Here is a 14,297-nt window from a genome sequence, read left to right as displayed (position 1 = left end):
TGAGTGGACCGAAACCCCGGGGGTGTGGTCGTTCAGGGCACGGAGGCGGGAGTGGGGATGGGGCCGGCCCGGCCCAGCCCCGCCAACAGGGCGTCGACGTCGCGCACGCAGCCTCCGCAGCCGGTGGTGGCACGGGTGTGTTCGGCGATGGCCTGGCGGGTGCGGGCCCCCTGCGACCAGGCCTGTTCGATCTCCTCTGCTCCCACCGCGTTGCACCGGCACACCGGGGCCGGGGCGGGGGTTCGCTCATCGGTGGTCGGCAGGGGGCGTCCCTGGACCAGGGCGAGGCGGTCGGCGGGTACGGGCGCGGCGGTGTCGTAGAGCTGGGACAGGGTGGCCGCGGCCTCGGGGAAGCCGAGTAGGACCGCGCCCACCACACGCTCGTGGCGCACCGACAACTTGGCGTAGCGGCCCCCGTGGGGGTCGCTGACGGTGACGGTCTCCACCTGGGGGCCCTCGTCCTCTTCTTGGACGCGGCCGAACGCGGTCAGTTCGATGCCCTGGGCCTTGAGGCGTGTCTGTGGGCGGGCGCCCCGGTAGCGGGCGCCCGGTTCGGCTCCGGTGAGGCGATGGGCCAGTACCGCGGCCTGTTCCCAGCCCGGTCGGATCAGCCCGGCCCCTCCCCCGGGGTGCTGGGCGCAGTCGCCGATGGCGTGGACACGGCTGTGCGAGGTGGTCAGGTGGTCGTCGACCACGACACCGTGTTCGACCTCGATACCGGCGTCCTTGGCCAGTTCGACGTTGGCGCGCACCCCCGCGGTGACCATCAGGGCGTCACCGGCCAGGACACGGCCGTCGTCCAGTTCCAGGCCGGTTGTGGGGATCCATCGGTGGGCCACCCGCCAGGAGTGCACGCTCACGCCCAGATCCTGGTAGAGGCGGGCCAGGATGTGGGCGGCCGGTCGGTCGATCTGGCGGCGCATGATCCAGGGCGAGGACTCCACCAGGCTCACCCGGGCGCCGCGCTCGACCAGGCCGCGGGCGGTTTCCAATCCAAGGACGCCGCCGCCCAGGACCACCACGGGTGCGCCCGGGCGGACCAGGGACAGCGCGCGTTCGCAATCGTCCAGGTCTCGTAGGGCGCACACCCCCGTGCCGGGGGTGTTGTCGGGGGTGTTGACGCCTGGGATGGGTGGCAGGGCGGCGCGGGCTCCGGTGGCCAGGACCAGGTCGTCGAAGTCCAGGTGGGTGCCCTCGTCCAGTTCCACGCGTCCTCGTGTGGTGTCGACGCGGGTGGCGGTCACGCCGGTGCGCACGTTCACCCCGGGGGTGTGGGGTATGGGCAGTCGGATCTGTTCGGGGGTGTGGGTGCCGGCCAGGACCTGTGGGAGCAGGACCCGGTTGTAGGCGGGGTGGTGTTCGGCGCCCACCACGCGCAGGTCCACCCGGGTGCCGTCGGGGTCCAGGCGGGCGATCTCCTCTGCCAGACGTGCGCCGACCATGCCGTTGCCGATGACCACGATCCGGCGCGGGGACGGGTGGGGGCTCACGGGGTTCCTCCGGTCGGTGGGGTCGGGGCCGGTTCCAGGCGCACGGCGGCGACCTTGAACTCGGGCATGCGGCTGGTGGGGTCCAGGGCGGGGTGGGTGAGGTTGTTGGCGGCCTGGGCCCCGGCGTAGTGGAAGGGCATGAACACCGTGTCCAGGCGGGCGGTGGGGTCAAGGCGTACCCGGGCCAGGGTGGTGCCGCGCCGGGAGGTCAGGTGGGCCCAGTCGTTGTGGGTGAGTCCGGCGCGCGCCGCGGTGTCGGGGTGCACCTCCACATACGCCGAGGGTTCGGCGTCGGTGAGTTCGCGAACGCGGCGGGTCTGGGCGCCGGACTGGTAGTGGCCCATGAGGCGGCCGGTGGTGAGGATGAGGGGGTGGTCCTGGTCGGGTTCCTCGGCCGGTGGGCGGTGATCGACGGGGGTGAAACGGGCGCGCCCGTCGGGGTGGGCGAAGGAGTCCAGGAACAGGCGGGGGGTGGTGGAGCCGTCTTGGGGAAGCGGCCAGTACAGTGCCTGCTCGCCGTCCAGGCGTTGGGGGCTCAGCCCGGAGTAGTCGGCCGCTCCGCCGGCGGAGGCGGCGCCCAGTTCGCTCAGGATGGTGTCGGGGTCGGTGGGAAAGGCCGTGTGGGGGTGGCCCAGACGGGTGGCCAGGGAGTTGAGGACGTGCAGGTCGGTGCGTACCCCCGGTGGTGGCGGTGTGGCGCGGCGTCGGCGTAGGACGCGTCCTTCGAGGTTGGTCATGGTGCCCGATTCCTCGGCCCATTGGGTCACGGGCAGGACCACGTCGGACATGGCGGCGGTCTCGGACAGGACGAAGTCGGCGGTGACCAGTAGGTCCAGGGATCGTAGGCGTTGGTGTACGTGGGTGGTGTGGGGTGCGGACACGGCCGGGTTGGCGCCGAAGAGGAGCATGGCGCGGGGTCCGCCCGGGGTGCCCAGGGCGTCGAGGAGTTCGAAGGCGCTGCGACCCGCTCCAGGCAGGTCTTGGGGGTCCATGCCCCACACCTGGGCCACGTGGGCGCGTGCGGTGGGGTCGTCGATGTGACGGTAGCCGGGTAGTTGGTCGGCTTTTTGTCCGTGTTCGCGGCCGCCTTGGCCGTTGCCCTGGCCGGTGATGCACCCGTAGCCGGAGCCGGTGCGGCCGGGTAGGCCCAGGGCCAGGGCCAGGTTGATCCAGGCGGAGACGGTGTCGGTGCCCTTGGTGTGCTGTTCGGTGCCGCGTCCGGTCAGGACGTAGGCCGATCGCTCGCGTGCGGCTCGGCCGAGCAGGTCGGCGGTGGCGCGGATCTGGGCGGCGGGTACCCCGGTGACGGGTTCGGCGTGTTCGGGCCACCAGGCGGCGGCTCGCTGCCAGGCGGTGTCGAAGCCGCTGGTGCGGGTCTGGACGAAGTCGGGGTCGCCCCATCCTCTGGTGAGGGTGGCGTGCAGCAGGCTCAGGGCCAGGGCGGTGTCGGTTCCCGGGCGTGGGGCCAGGTGGAGTCCGCCGTTGTCCAGGGCGGTGCGTGCGGTGGCGGTGCGGCGCGGGTCGATGACCACCAGGCGGGGTGCGCTCAGGTGTCCCATCATCGGTGGCATGGTCTCGGCCGGGTTGGCGCCGGCCAGCAGGACCACGTCGGCGTGGGCGAGGTCGGTCAGGGGGAAGGCCATGCCGCGGTCCAGACCGAAGGCGCGGTTGCCGGCGGCCGCCGCGGAGGACATGCAAAAGCGGCCGTTGTAGTCGATCTGGGAGGTGCCCAGGGCCAGTCGGGCGAACTTGCCCAGGAGGTAGGACTTCTCGTTGGTCAGTGCTCCGCTGCCGAAGACCGCGACGCTGTCGGGGCCCGATTCGGTGCGCAACGAGAGGAGTCGTTGGACGATGTGGTCCAGGGCGGTGTCCCAGTCCACTTCGCGCAGGGGTGAGGTGCGGTCCTTGCGCATCAGGGGGCGGGTGAGTCGGTCGGGGGTGTTGAGGACCTCGGTGGAGGTCCAACCCTTGCGACACAGGCCTCCCCGGTTGGTGGGGAAGGGGGCGGGTCGCACGGTCAGGGTCCCTTGAGGGGTGGGGCTCAGGTCCATGGCGCATTGCAGGGCGCAGTAGGGGCAGTGGGTGCGGGTGGCCTGGTCGGAGGGGGCGGTCATCGTGTGGCCGTTCCGGTGGGCGAGGTGGTGTGCGGGCGTAAGTAGACCAGGTACGTCAGGGCCGCGCACACCAGGTAGAACACCGCGAAGGCCGCGAAGGCGGGTGCGGTGGATCCGGTGGCGGCGAAGGACTCGCGGAAGGTGACGTTGACGCCCACCCCGCCCAGGGCGCCGACCGCTCCGATGAGTCCGAGCATGGAGGAGGAGGTGTCCCTGGTGCGTTCCAGGGCCTGTTCGCGGGGTTCTCCGGCGGCGATGGCGTCCTTGGCCCTGGCCGCGTGGATGGTGGGGATCATCTTGTAGGTGGAGCCGTTGCCCAGGCCGGTGAGGGTGAACATCACCGCGAACGCGCCGACGAAGAGCGTGAGGTGGGAGCCCTGGGCGGCGAGCAGGAGCACTCCGGCGCACACGGCCATGGCGGTGAACACCCACAGGGTGAGGCGGGCTCCGCCCAGGGAGTCGGCCCATCTGCCGCCCACCGGGCGTAGCAGGGAGCCGATGATCGGGCCCAGGACGGCGATCGCGGCCGAGGTGAGGGGGGTGAGTCCGAACTGGGTCTGCAACAGCAGGGCGAAGGCGAAGCCGGTGCCGATGAAGGATCCGAACGTGCCGATGTAGAGCACCGACATGATCCAGAAGTGGCGGTCCTGGATGGCCGAGAGTCGGGCGCGGGTGTGGCTTGGGACGTGGGGCAGGTTGTTCATCGATCGCAGTGCCCACCAGGCCACCAGCAGGATCAGCGGGGCGTAGAACAGGGGCACCAGGTGTGCGGCCGAGGTGGTGAACAGGGCGATGACCGCCAGTCCCACCAGTTGGACGGTGGCCACCCCGATGTTGCCGCCTCCGGCGTTCAACCCCAGGGCCCGCCCCTTTTCGCGTTCGGGGAAGTAGGAGTTGATGTTGGCCATGGAGGAGGAGAAGTTGCCGCCGCCCAGCCCCGCGGTGGCGGCCAGGGTCAACATCAGCCAGAACGGGGTGTTCGGGGCCTGGATGAGGAAGAACGCGGCCGTGGTGGGCACGATCAGCAGTGTGGTGGACACGATGGTCCAGTCGCGTCCACCGAACAGGGGTACGGCCAGGGTGTAGGGCACCCGCAGCAGGGCGCCGACCAGGGTGACCACCGACAGCAACAGGAACTTCTGCTCCGGTGTGGTGGAGAAACCGTGCTCGGGGGTCATGAACAGCACCAGTACCGACCAGATCGACCAGACCGAGAAGCCGACGTGTTCGGAGGCGATGGAGGCCCACAGGTTGCGGTGGGCCACCCTGCGGCCGGCGCTCTCCCAGAAGGTGTGGTCCTCGGGGTCCCAGTGGGTGATCGGGCCGGGTCCGATGCGTGGGGCTCGCACGCCGGTGTGAGCGCTCATGATCGGTGCCTTCCTGTGCGAGGGCTGCTTGTCGTGGCCGACGGTAGGAAGCGGGGGTTACCGGGACGTGTCGTGAGGTAACGCGCGGGAAACAGTGGGCTCACCCGGTCTGGGCGCCGGTGGTGAGAACGGTGGTGGCGTGCCCCTTGTGGGAGGGGGACAGCGCGGGGCCGGATGTGAAACGGTGTCGGGGTGAGCCCATTCGTGGAATCCTTCGACCCCGTCACGGCCTCCCACCCTGACCTGGCCGCTTGGACGGCGATCTTCACCGCGGGGCAGGGCGAGCTGTCGGGTGGGGCCCCTCGGGCCGAGGACCTGGCGGTGCGGTTGCGTTCGCGGCGGGCCGGTCAGGGGTGGCGGTGGGCCTCGCGTCTGTCGGCGGGGGATCCGGTGGTGGGGGTGGCCGAGCTGCGAGGACAACCCCACGATGAGCGGATCGGGTTCCTGCGACTGTTCGTGGCCCCCCTGGCCCGCCGCATGGGTATGGGGAGCGAGCTGCGCGAGACGGTGGTCGAGCGGGCTCGGGCGTTGGGCATGGAGCGGCTCCAGAGCACCGTGCTGGCCGGTGAGCCGGGTGAGCCCTTCGCTCGGGCCAGCCCCTACCTGCGCACCCTGTTGCGGTTGGAGTTGCAAAAGCAGTACCTGGACGAGGCCACGCTGCGGCGCTGTTGGTCGCTGGCGGCCACCCCGGCACGCGGTTATCGGCTCACCCATTGGGAGGGGCCCGCCCCCGAGGAGTTGGTGCGCTCGTTCGGGAGGGTGATGGGGCATCTGTTGGACGCGCCCGGAGCGGCGTTGCAGATGGTGGCCCGGTCCTGGGGGCCGGCGCAGGTGCGCGAGTGGGAACGCAAGATCACCGAGGACGGTTCACGTCTGGTGGTGGGCGCGGCGCTGGATCGGATGTCGGATCAGGTGGTGGCGGCCACCGTGTGCACGGTCACCGGTGGTGTGGTGGCCGATCAGCACGACACCGCGGTGATGCCGGCCCATCGTCGTCGGAAGCTGGCCAGCCGGGTCAAGGCCACCCAGGCGCTGCGGGTGCACGATCTGTTCCCGCACGTGCGGGCGCTGGCGGTGACCATCAACCAGGAGAACGCGGCGATGCTCGCGGTCAACCGGTCGTTGATGTATGAGCGGGTGGCCGAGCGTTTGCTGGTGGAGGAGTGCCTGGCGGCGCGCTGAGCACCTGGGTGGGGGTCTGGGGTCAGCGCTGGTTCTTCTTGGCGCTGGAGGCGCCGAAGCACAGTGCGAACATCACGCCGAAGGCGATGCCCATGGCCACGCTGTCGAAGAGCAATCCGAAACACAGGCCCAGGGCCACCCCCAGACCCAGGTTCATGCCCTGCCCGTACTTGCCGCCCATGTTCCCTCTTCCGTTCGGTGTCCCTGATCCGACGTCGTCGGCTCCCGTCGGGTTCCCGACGCCGTGTGTGCGCGCCCCGGGCGGGGCGCACACACGGTGGCTCAGACGCCGAAGGCCTCCGGGTAGCGGATGGTCCCGCGCGGTGTGGGCCGTGAGGGGTCCAGGGCCAGGGCCATCATGGCCTCGTCGGGCACCTCGAAGGGGGCGCGCACACCGAACCCGGAGGCCGGGGTGAAGCCGAACCTTGGGTAGTAGTCGGCGTGTCCCAGTACCAGGACGAGGTTCTCGCCCATCCGCTGTGCGCTCTCCAGACCGGTACGGATGGCGGCCGAACCGGCGCCGGTGCGCTGGAAGGCGGGCAGGACCGAGCACGGGGCCAACGCCAGCGCGGGGGCGCCGTCCACGTGACAGCGCGTGAACAGGGCGTGGCCCACGACTCGACCTTCGTCGGTCTGGGCGAGGATCGACAATCCCTCGATCCAGGCCTGGGCGTCGGCGCGCAGGGCCTCGACCAGGTCGGCCTCGGCCTCGGTGTCGAAGGCCGCCGCGTTGATGGCGTGGATGGCGCCGATGTCGGCACCGGTCTCGGGTCGGGTGGACCAGGTTCGTGTGGGGTCGGACAACTCAAGGACCTTTGCTCGTGGGGCCCCGTCGTCTGTTCAGCTCAGGGCCCGGTGTTCGGGGACGTTGTGGGCGCTGCTCGTGGCGGCACCGGCTCTGAGGGGCATCGACTCACCCGTATCTCGGTCTGCGGTGGCCGGCTCTCGGCTCCGCGCCGGTCAACGTTAACAGTGGTCTCGCTGTTGCCCGAAGCGGTTTTTCCCAGACCCGACGCGGAACCGCTCGGCGGGCTACCGTGTCTTATTCGTGGGGCTTTCCGGGTCGGTGAGAGTCCTGGTGACGACGGTGGAGGATGACGCGGTGGAGTTGTTCGAAGAGGGTGCCAAGGTCTTGACCCAGGAGATGGTCAAGGGCGGATGGACCGTGGTGCAGGCCTGGGTCACCCGCCTGTTCAAGGGTGATGCGGCCAAGAAGCAGGAGGCCTTGAGCGAGTTGGAGCGCTCCCGAGCGGATCTGGAGGAGGACCCCACGCTCCTGGAGGATATGCAGCAGGAGTGGAAGACCCGGCTGCGCCGTCTGCTGCGCGAGGACCCCCAGGCCGCGACCGAGCTGCGCGCCCTGTTGGACGAGGTGGCTCCCCAGCGGGGCGGGGACACCATCGTCAACACCGCCCGTGACATCGGGGGTGGCAGCTTCGTGATCCAGGCCGGGCACGTGCACGGCGGTATGCACGAGTACAAGGGCGACCACGTCGACATGAGTGGCGCGCGGGCCCAGGGGGACATCATCGGTACTCAGTACAACGACGGGTCCCGGGACCGTGAGGACTGAACGGGTGGGTGCTCAGCGCGCCGACAGGCTCAGCTGAGAGCCCCTCTCCTCGAACCGGGCGAGCTCGGGTTCGGGTGCCACGGCCAAAGGTCCGCCCAACCCGATTCCGGCCGGGTGTTCCCACATCGCGAAGGGCTCGATCACGCGGTCGAGCCTGCCATGGGTCGGCTCGGTGGAAAACCCTTTGTGTGTTGCTCGTGCGCCTTTGTAGGTTGCTCGTGGACCCATCGTCGTGAGGACAACAGAGGAGACGGCGCCGCGTGACCCCACCTGCTCTTGAGACCTGACATCTTTCGCTCTTCTTGAAGCCGGCCCTGGTGTCGGCTCTGCCGGGCCGCTCTCGCGCGCCCGGTGAATCAGCGTTCGAGGCCGCGCGTAATCGGTCTCGTGTCAGGTCTAGAGAGTGCTGTGTCTTCTCAACCTCATATCGTGCTGCCCTGGGTGGTCCGTCGTACCCGGTTGCCGCTGCTGTCGATGCGGTGCCCGAACTGTCGGGCCGGGTCGTTCACCACCGGACAGGGCAGGTTCCGTGTCAACGCCAATGGCAAGCTGCTGGACGTGTGGCTGTTGGTCCGCTGTCTTGCGTGTGATCACACGAGCAAGCTGGCCGTGCACGAGCGAGCGGCGGTCGGGTCCTTCGATCCGGCGACGCTGGATGGCTACCTCGCCAACGATCCGGGGGCGGTGGCGTCCTGGTTGTTGGATCCGCTCATGGCCCGGCGTCACCGCTTCGCCCTGGACTGGGAGGGGGCCTGGCGGTTGGAGGTCCCACAGGCCGGGTTCGATGAGCGGTGGCCGGTCCGAATCCGGGTCCACTTTCGGGATCCGGTGCCGGTGCGCCGTGATCGGCTCATCGCCCAAGGGTTGGGGCTGAGCCGCAACGAAGTGCGGTCTCGGGTCAAGTGCGAGGCCTCGTTGCGTCGTTCGACGGTCGCCGGGTTCACCTTCGTCTTGATGCCCCGGGACTGACCGGGGGCACGTGCGAGGGGTGAACATCACATCCGGTGGTGGCTCCGTGGGAATGGGGTCGCCACCGGATGACCGAATAGGATTCTGGTTGTTGTGGCCGACAAAGCTACTCACCGGTAACATTGGTGCATGAGCCAAGATCGCCCCGTCGAAGAGTACGAGTTCGACCGGGACACCCGTGTCCACAAGAGCGCCGATGGCGGGTTCACCGCCACCCTCACCGATGGGTGGACCACCTTCACCTCCCATCCCAACGGTGGCTACGTGTTGGGCACCGCCCTCAACGCCCTGGGTCAGACCCTCGCCCAGCCCGACCCTTTGGCGGTCTCCGCCTTCTACCTGCGGCCCGCCGCCCCCGGCCCGGCGAACCTGCGTACCGAGACCATCCGCGAGGGGCGTCGCACGGCCACCGGCGCCGTCGTGGTCGAGCAGGGCGGCAAGGAGATCCTGCGCGCCACCGCCACCTATGGCGACCTGAGCGTGGAGGGACGCGAGCTGCACCTTCAAGGTCCGCCGGAGCTGCCTGCCCCCGAGGAGTGCCAGGTGCCGAGCGAGTTCTCCGGCGAGGTGGAGGGCATCACCATCGCCCGGCGCGTCGAGTACCGCTACCCGCGCCGTCCCGCCTGGTTGGACGGGCAAAAGGACGGTCGCCCCGAGGTCGAGTTCTGGATGCGCTTCGCCGACGGTCGCGACGCCGACACCCACTCCCTGCCCGCCATGGTGGACTTCGCGGTCCCGGCGGTGCTGGAGATCGGTGAGTTCAACACGATCACCGTGGAGCTGAGCACCCACGTGCGCGCCCGGCCGGCCCCCGGCTGGTTGGCTTGTCGGGTGTTCACCAGGCACCTGTCCCATGGTCTGCACGAGGAGGACATGGAGATCTGGGACGGTCAGGGCACTTTGGTCGCCCAGGCTCGCCAGCTGGCCATGCTGATCTGAGGGCTGTCCGCGTGTGAGGGCGGGTGCCGTTCGGGGCCCGCTCCGACCACTAGAACCCAAGATCACCGGGGGCGGGCCCCGCCCGTTCGTGGTGGGACCCGGGTGAGTTCAGTGGTCGGTGCGGGACTGTAGGCGTTCGTGGCGTTGGCGGGCGGCCTGGGCGGTGCCCAGACCCAGCCCGTAGGCCAGTTCCTGCCAGGTCATTCCGCGCCCTTTGGCCATGGTGAGCAGGCCGGCCTCCATCTGGTCGAACTCGGCGCGGGCCAGGGGCACCAGGGTCAGGGCGGCGGTCAGGTCGGCCTCGTCCACGGCCGGGGCGCCTTCGTCGGGTACGGCGGTGCCGGCGGTCAGGTCGCACACGCGTTGGATGGCCTCGTGGGCGAACATGGGCAGGCGGCGCTCCTGCCACAGGTCGCGTGCCTCTCCGGTGGCGTGGCGTTCGGTGATGCGGAAGAGGGCCTCGGGGGCGCGGGCGCGGCGGATCCGTTCGGGGTCGGGTCGGCTGAAGGGGTGCTGTTCGGTACTCATGCTTCAACTATGCGTTGGCATGAGAATGTTGTCAACAGAGTATTCAAAATGGTTTGTTCAAGCCCGATTGTGCAGGGCGCGGGCGGTGCGACCGCGCCAGAGCACCCCTTGGCGGGGTGAGAACAGGTAGGCCAGGGTGAACAGGGCGGCCTGGGCGAGCACGATGCACCCGCCGGTGGACACGTTCAGGTGGAAGCTGGTGAAGACCCCGCTCACCGAGGCCGTGACCGAGACCGCCATGGCGATGAGCAGCATCCGCTCGAAGCGGTCGGTGAGCAGGTAGGCGGTCGCACCGGGGATGATCACCATGGCCACGACCAGGATGATGCCCACCGCCTGCAGCGCCACCACCACGGTCACCGACAACAGGCCCAGCAGCAGGGTCTCCAACAGGCGCGGGTTGACGCCGATGGCGTGGGCGTGGACCGGGTCGAAGGCGTACATGGTCAGGTCGCGGTGCTTGTACCAGACCACCGCCAGCACCACCGCGGCCAGGATCAGCACCTGGAGGATGTCGGTGTCGGAGGCCCCCAGGACGTTGCCGAAGAGGATGTGGCTCAGGTCGGTCTGGCTGGGCACCCGGGAGACCAGGACCAGCCCCAGGGCGAACAGGGCGGTGAAGACCACCCCGATGACGGCGTCCTCCTTGACCCGGGAGGTGCGGTTGACCACCCCGATCAACGTGACCGAACCGGCGCCGAAGACCAGGGCCCCCAGGGCGAAGGGCAGCCCGAACATGTAGGAGAGCACCACCCCGGGCAGTACGGCGTGGGAGACCGCGTCGCCCATCAGGGACCAGCCCACCAGGGTCATCCAGCACGAGAGGACGGCGCACACCAGCCCGGCGACCAGGCTGACCAGTAGGGCGCGTTGGACGAACTCGAATCGCATCGGCACCGTGAACCACTCCACGAGCGCGGTCACCGTGTCCATGTGGCCCCCTCCGAGGCTTGGATGCCGAACGCCTCCAGCAGCACGTTCGGTTCGAGTACCTGTTCGGGTGGGCCGTGGGCGATGACCCGGCCCTGTAACAGGAGCGCCTCGTCGCACAGCGCGGGCACCTGGGACAGGTCGTGGGTGGAGACCAGCAGGGTGTGTCCGGCTCGGCGCAGTTGGAGGAGTAGTTCGGTGATGGTGGCCTCGGAGCGTTTGTCCACCCCGGCGAAGGGTTCGTCCAGCAGCAGCACGGCGGCGTCCTGGGCGATGGCGCGGGCGACGAAGGCGCGTTTGCGCTGGCCGCCGGAGAGCGCGCCGATCTGGCGGTCGGCCAGGTCGGTCAGGTCGGTGCGGGCCAGGGCGTGCTCGACGGCCTCGCGGTCGGTGGGGCGCGGTCGGCGTCGGCCTCCCATGTGGCCGTAGCGGCCCATCATGACCACGTCGCGGACCCGGACGGGGAAGGCCCAGTCGACCTGTTCGGACTGGGGGACGTAGCCGAGCAGTCCTTTGCGGCGGGCGGTGGCGCTCTTCATGCCCTGGACGCGTACGCGGCCGCGGTCGGGTGTGACCAGGCCGAGCACGGTCTTGAACAGGGTGGACTTGCCCGAGCCGTTCATGCCGAGTAGGCCGCAGACACGCCCTGGCCGTACGGACACGCTCACCTCGTCCAGGGCCAGGACGTCGCCGTAGCGGACGGTGGCGTCCTTGACCTCGATGGCGGCGCTCACGGCCTCCTCCTTGCCTTGTGCGGGTGGGCGGCTCATGTGGTGGTCAGGCCCTCGACGATGGCCTCGGCGTCGTGGCGCAGCAGGTCCAGGTAGGTGGGAACGGGCCCGTCTGCCTCGGAGAGGGAGTCGACGTAGAGGGTCTGTCCCATCCGTGCGTCGGTCTCGCGGATCACCGACTGTTGGGCGCCGTCGTTGACGGTGCTCTCGCAGAAGACGGTGGGAACGTCGTTGTCTTGGACGAACTCGGCCACGGCGGCGATCTGTTGGGGGGTGCCCTCGCTTTCGGCGTTGACCGGCCACAGGTATCGCTCGGTCAGGTCGGCGTCGCGGGCCAGGTAGGAGAAGGCGCCCTCGCAGGTGACCAGGGCGCGGGCGTTGTCGGGGACCTCGGCCAGTTCGGTGTCCAGGTAGGTGGAGACCTCGTTGATCTCGTCCTTGTAGTCCTGGGCGGCTCGGGCGAAGTCGTCGGCGCCCTCGGGGTCGAGTTCGGTCAGGGCGGCCTGGATGTTGTCGACGTAGGTCAGGGCGTTGGTGGGTGACATCCAGGCGTGGGGGTTGGGTTCGCCCTGGTGGTCGCCGGAGGAGATGGGGATGGTCTCGACGTCTTGGGTGAGCACGGTGGTGGGGGCCTGGACGCGTTCGGTGAACTGGGCGAACCAGGCCTCAAGACCCAGGCCGTTCTCCAGGATGAGGTCGGCGTCCTGGCCGCGGACGAGGTCGTCGGGGGTGGGTTCGTAGCCGTGGATCTCGGCGCCGGGGCGGGTCAGGGAGGCCACGCGTACGCGGTCGGCGGCGATGTTCTCGGTCATGTCGGCCAGAACGGTGAAGGTGGTCAGGACCAGGGGGCGACCGTCGTCGTCGGAGGCCTGTCCGGTGGAGGAGGTGCAGGCGGTCAGACTGAGCGCGGGGACCAGGGCGCAAACCGTGACCAACCAGGTCTTTGAAGACAACCCATCTCTAATGTTCGGCACGCCTAACTTTTACCACAGTCGAGACGAACCCACACATGCCGCTGTCGACTTTTCGGTGTGGGATACGACCGTTTCGCGCCTCCTGAATCCGTTGTAGTCATTGCAGTCATTACTGCAATGACTGTACGATGAAGGCATGAGTGAACCCACCGAAGCCGAACTCGCCTTCGTCGACGACCTCGCGGTCTTCTTCGAACACGAAGGCATGCCGCTGATCGCCGGACGCGTCATCGGCTGGCTACTGGTGTGCGATCCGCCCGAACAGAGCGCCGCCCGCCTGGCCGAGGTGCTCCAGGTCAGTCGCAGCTCCATCGGCAGCGCCACCCGGATGCTCACCCCCAGCGGGCTCGTGGAGGGGGTGCGCAAACGCGGCCACCGCCAGGAGTACTTCCGTATCGCCGCCGACGGGTGGAGCCGCATGCTCCAACGCCGCTACGCGCAGACCACCGAGTTTCGTCGCGTCACCGAACGCGGACTCGCCGCACTACAGGACGCCTCACCGCGGCGGCGCGAGCGCCTGGAGAACGTGCACGAGCTCTACGGGTTCCTGGAGACCGAACTACCCGCCCTGCTCGACCGCTGGCGGGACCGACAGCGAAAGGACACCTCATGAGCAAGGCCGGCACAAGACCCGACGACTTCCACCGCGAACACATCGACATGCCCCAGGGCCGCCTGAGCGTCATCACCCAGGGCCCCGAAGGCGCCCCGCCGGTGCTGTTGCTGAGCGGGGGCGGGGTGGACAACGCCACCCTGAGCTGGCGCCACCTCATCCCCGACCTGGCCCGCGACCACCGGGTCATCGCCCCCGACTGGCCCAAGCAGGGACACAGCCGCGACTGGAACGGAATCGCCGACCACGCCGCCCTGCGCCGCTGCGTCACCGCGATCCTGGACCACTACGACGTGGACCGGACCGGGGTGGTGGGCATGTCCCAGGGCGGGGCGATGACCCTGGACACCGCCATCGAACACCCCGACCGGGTGGAACGCGTCGTGGCCATCAACCCGGGCGGCGTGCTCTCCTTCGCCCCCGGATACCACCAACTCCTGTGGCTCACCGCCAAGAGCCGCCTGCTCAACACCACGCTGCCCGGTCTGATGGTCGGGGACCGGCGCAAGGTGGAGCTCTTCGTCCGCAAGGCGCTGTTCGCCGGCCCCGCACCCGACCAGGAACAGGTCATCGACGAGGTCATGGCCGAGATCGAGGCCAATGGGGCGGGCTCCTCGGACTGGCAGAACACCTCCATCGGCCCCTGGCGCATGAACGTGGACCTGCGGCCACGCCTGGGCGAGATCGGCTGCCCCACCCTGTTCATCGCCGGGGAGAAGGACATCGGCGTCAAGCCCGCCACCACCATCGCCGCCGCCCGCGCGGTTCCCGGAGCCCGCGTCGAACTTCTCGCCGGTCAGGGGCACTGGGCCAACCGCCAGTCCCCCGAGTGGGTCGGCCGCCTGGTACGCGACTTCCTCACCGAGATCGAACCCGGCTCGTAGGGC

General features: G+C 69.5%; 16 protein-coding genes. 6 read left to right on the top strand and 10 right to left on the bottom strand.

Annotation, left to right across the window (positions count from 1 at the left end):
• Nucleotides 1-32: 32 nt before the first annotated feature.
• From ACWGKS_RS07215 to ACWGKS_RS07205, 3 genes are read right to left on the bottom strand one after another with little or no spacing between them, the layout of a single operon-like run.
• Nucleotides 33-1,490 carry an FAD-dependent oxidoreductase gene (locus ACWGKS_RS07215; protein WP_358504936.1) on the bottom strand — a complete coding sequence of 486 codons (1,458 nt, stop codon included), beginning with the start codon at nt 1,488-1,490 and terminating at the stop codon, nt 33-35.
• Nucleotides 1,487-3,604 carry a molybdopterin oxidoreductase family protein gene (locus ACWGKS_RS07210; protein ID WP_358504939.1) on the bottom strand — a complete coding sequence of 706 codons (2,118 nt, stop codon included), beginning with the start codon at nt 3,602-3,604 and terminating at the stop codon, nt 1,487-1,489. Before ACWGKS_RS07210 ends, ACWGKS_RS07215 begins: the two co-directional genes overlap by 4 nt.
• Entirely contained in the window at nt 3,601-4,971 is a 1,371-nt protein-coding gene (locus tag ACWGKS_RS07205) for a nitrate/nitrite transporter (RefSeq protein ID WP_358504942.1), read from the bottom strand. Before ACWGKS_RS07205 ends, ACWGKS_RS07210 begins: the two co-directional genes overlap by 4 nt.
• Nucleotides 4,972-5,163: 192 nt before the next feature.
• Here ACWGKS_RS07205 and ACWGKS_RS07200 point away from each other — a divergent pair, with 192 nt between their 5' ends.
• Nucleotides 5,164-6,153, top strand: a complete 990-nt coding sequence (locus tag ACWGKS_RS07200) for a GNAT family N-acetyltransferase (RefSeq protein ID WP_358504944.1) — start codon at nt 5,164-5,166, stop codon at nt 6,151-6,153.
• A 22-nt stretch (nt 6,154-6,175) separates the two neighbouring features.
• Here the strand turns inward: ACWGKS_RS07200 and ACWGKS_RS07195 are convergent, their stop codons facing one another.
• Both ACWGKS_RS07195 and ACWGKS_RS07190 read right to left on the bottom strand, forming a co-directional pair.
• Nucleotides 6,176-6,334 carry a hypothetical protein gene (locus ACWGKS_RS07195; RefSeq protein ID WP_358504947.1) on the bottom strand — a complete coding sequence of 53 codons (159 nt, stop codon included), beginning with the start codon at nt 6,332-6,334 and terminating at the stop codon, nt 6,176-6,178.
• Between the two features lie 101 nt (nt 6,335-6,435).
• Nucleotides 6,436-6,957, bottom strand: a complete 522-nt coding sequence (locus tag ACWGKS_RS07190; RefSeq protein ID WP_358504950.1) for a GNAT family N-acetyltransferase — start codon at nt 6,955-6,957, stop codon at nt 6,436-6,438.
• 274 nt (nt 6,958-7,231) lie between these two features.
• On the opposite strand from ACWGKS_RS07190, the gene ACWGKS_RS07185 reads away from it, so the two are divergent.
• Nucleotides 7,232-7,726 carry a hypothetical protein gene (locus tag ACWGKS_RS07185; protein WP_358504953.1) on the top strand — a complete coding sequence of 165 codons (495 nt, stop codon included), beginning with the start codon at nt 7,232-7,234 and terminating at the stop codon, nt 7,724-7,726.
• A 12-nt stretch (nt 7,727-7,738) separates the two neighbouring features.
• Here the strand turns inward: ACWGKS_RS07185 and ACWGKS_RS07180 are convergent, their stop codons facing one another.
• Nucleotides 7,739-7,870 carry a hypothetical protein gene (locus ACWGKS_RS07180; RefSeq protein WP_358504956.1) on the bottom strand — a complete coding sequence of 44 codons (132 nt, stop codon included), beginning with the start codon at nt 7,868-7,870 and terminating at the stop codon, nt 7,739-7,741.
• A 285-nt stretch (nt 7,871-8,155) separates the two neighbouring features.
• Between ACWGKS_RS07180 and ACWGKS_RS07175 the strand changes: the two genes are divergently transcribed.
• Together ACWGKS_RS07175 and ACWGKS_RS07170 are read left to right on the top strand one after the other, a co-directional pair.
• Nucleotides 8,156-8,695: a DUF1062 domain-containing protein gene (locus ACWGKS_RS07175; protein WP_358504959.1), complete on the top strand. Its 540-nt coding sequence runs from the start codon at nt 8,156-8,158 to the stop codon at nt 8,693-8,695.
• Between the two features lie 129 nt (nt 8,696-8,824).
• On the top strand, nt 8,825-9,634 hold the full coding sequence (locus ACWGKS_RS07170) for a thioesterase family protein (RefSeq protein ID WP_358504962.1): 810 nt from the start codon (nt 8,825-8,827) through the stop codon (nt 9,632-9,634).
• Between the two features lie 108 nt (nt 9,635-9,742).
• On the opposite strand, the gene ACWGKS_RS07165 is transcribed toward ACWGKS_RS07170, so the two are convergent.
• Genes ACWGKS_RS07165 through ACWGKS_RS07150 form a run of 4 tightly spaced genes read right to left on the bottom strand, consistent with a single transcriptional unit; the run spans nt 9,743 to nt 12,797 of the window.
• Nucleotides 9,743-10,162: a DNA-binding protein gene (locus tag ACWGKS_RS07165; protein ID WP_358504965.1), complete on the bottom strand. Its 420-nt coding sequence runs from the start codon at nt 10,160-10,162 to the stop codon at nt 9,743-9,745.
• Between the two features lie 57 nt (nt 10,163-10,219).
• A complete protein-coding gene (locus tag ACWGKS_RS07160; RefSeq protein WP_358504968.1) occupies nt 10,220-11,095 on the bottom strand; it encodes a metal ABC transporter permease in 876 nt (291 codons plus the stop codon).
• Nucleotides 11,083-11,826: a metal ABC transporter ATP-binding protein gene (locus tag ACWGKS_RS07155; protein ID WP_358504971.1), complete on the bottom strand. Its 744-nt coding sequence runs from the start codon at nt 11,824-11,826 to the stop codon at nt 11,083-11,085. Before ACWGKS_RS07155 ends, ACWGKS_RS07160 begins: the two co-directional genes overlap by 13 nt.
• A 32-nt stretch (nt 11,827-11,858) precedes the next feature.
• Nucleotides 11,859-12,797: a metal ABC transporter substrate-binding protein gene (locus tag ACWGKS_RS07150; protein ID WP_452522041.1), complete on the bottom strand. Its 939-nt coding sequence runs from the start codon at nt 12,795-12,797 to the stop codon at nt 11,859-11,861.
• A gap of 136 nt (nt 12,798-12,933) precedes the next feature.
• On the opposite strand from ACWGKS_RS07150, the gene ACWGKS_RS07145 reads away from it, so the two are divergent.
• A complete protein-coding gene (locus ACWGKS_RS07145) occupies nt 12,934-13,410 on the top strand; it encodes a GbsR/MarR family transcriptional regulator (protein ID WP_358504974.1) in 477 nt (158 codons plus the stop codon).
• Nucleotides 13,407-14,294: an alpha/beta fold hydrolase gene (locus ACWGKS_RS07140; RefSeq protein ID WP_358504976.1), complete on the top strand. Its 888-nt coding sequence runs from the start codon at nt 13,407-13,409 to the stop codon at nt 14,292-14,294. Before ACWGKS_RS07145 ends, ACWGKS_RS07140 begins: the two co-directional genes overlap by 4 nt.
• Nucleotides 14,295-14,297 lie beyond the last annotated feature (3 nt).

The sequence above is a fragment of the Nocardiopsis sp. NPDC055879 genome (assembly GCF_053615935.1).
This window is presented reverse-complemented; position numbering and strand designations above follow the sequence as displayed.

What these genes read in the sequence shown, in the direction of transcription:
- ACWGKS_RS07195 (WP_358504947.1), bottom strand. Translation starts at nt 6,334, where the DNA reads ATGGGCGGCAAGTACGGGCAGGGCATGAACCTGGGTCTGGGGGTGGCC.
- ACWGKS_RS07170 (WP_358504962.1), top strand. Translation starts at nt 8,825, where the DNA reads ATGAGCCAAGATCGCCCCGTCGAAGAGTACGAGTTCGACCGGGACACC.
- ACWGKS_RS07165 (WP_358504965.1), bottom strand. Translation starts at nt 10,162, where the DNA reads ATGAGTACCGAACAGCACCCCTTCAGCCGACCCGACCCCGAACGGATC.
- ACWGKS_RS07160 (WP_358504968.1), bottom strand. Translation starts at nt 11,095, where the DNA reads ATGGACACGGTGACCGCGCTCGTGGAGTGGTTCACGGTGCCGATGCGA.
- ACWGKS_RS07205 (WP_358504942.1), bottom strand. Translation starts at nt 4,971, where the DNA reads ATGAGCGCTCACACCGGCGTGCGAGCCCCACGCATCGGACCCGGCCCG.
- ACWGKS_RS07145 (WP_358504974.1), top strand. Translation starts at nt 12,934, where the DNA reads ATGAGTGAACCCACCGAAGCCGAACTCGCCTTCGTCGACGACCTCGCG.
- ACWGKS_RS07210 (WP_358504939.1), bottom strand. Translation starts at nt 3,604, where the DNA reads ATGACCGCCCCCTCCGACCAGGCCACCCGCACCCACTGCCCCTACTGC.
- ACWGKS_RS07140 (WP_358504976.1), top strand. Translation starts at nt 13,407, where the DNA reads ATGAGCAAGGCCGGCACAAGACCCGACGACTTCCACCGCGAACACATC.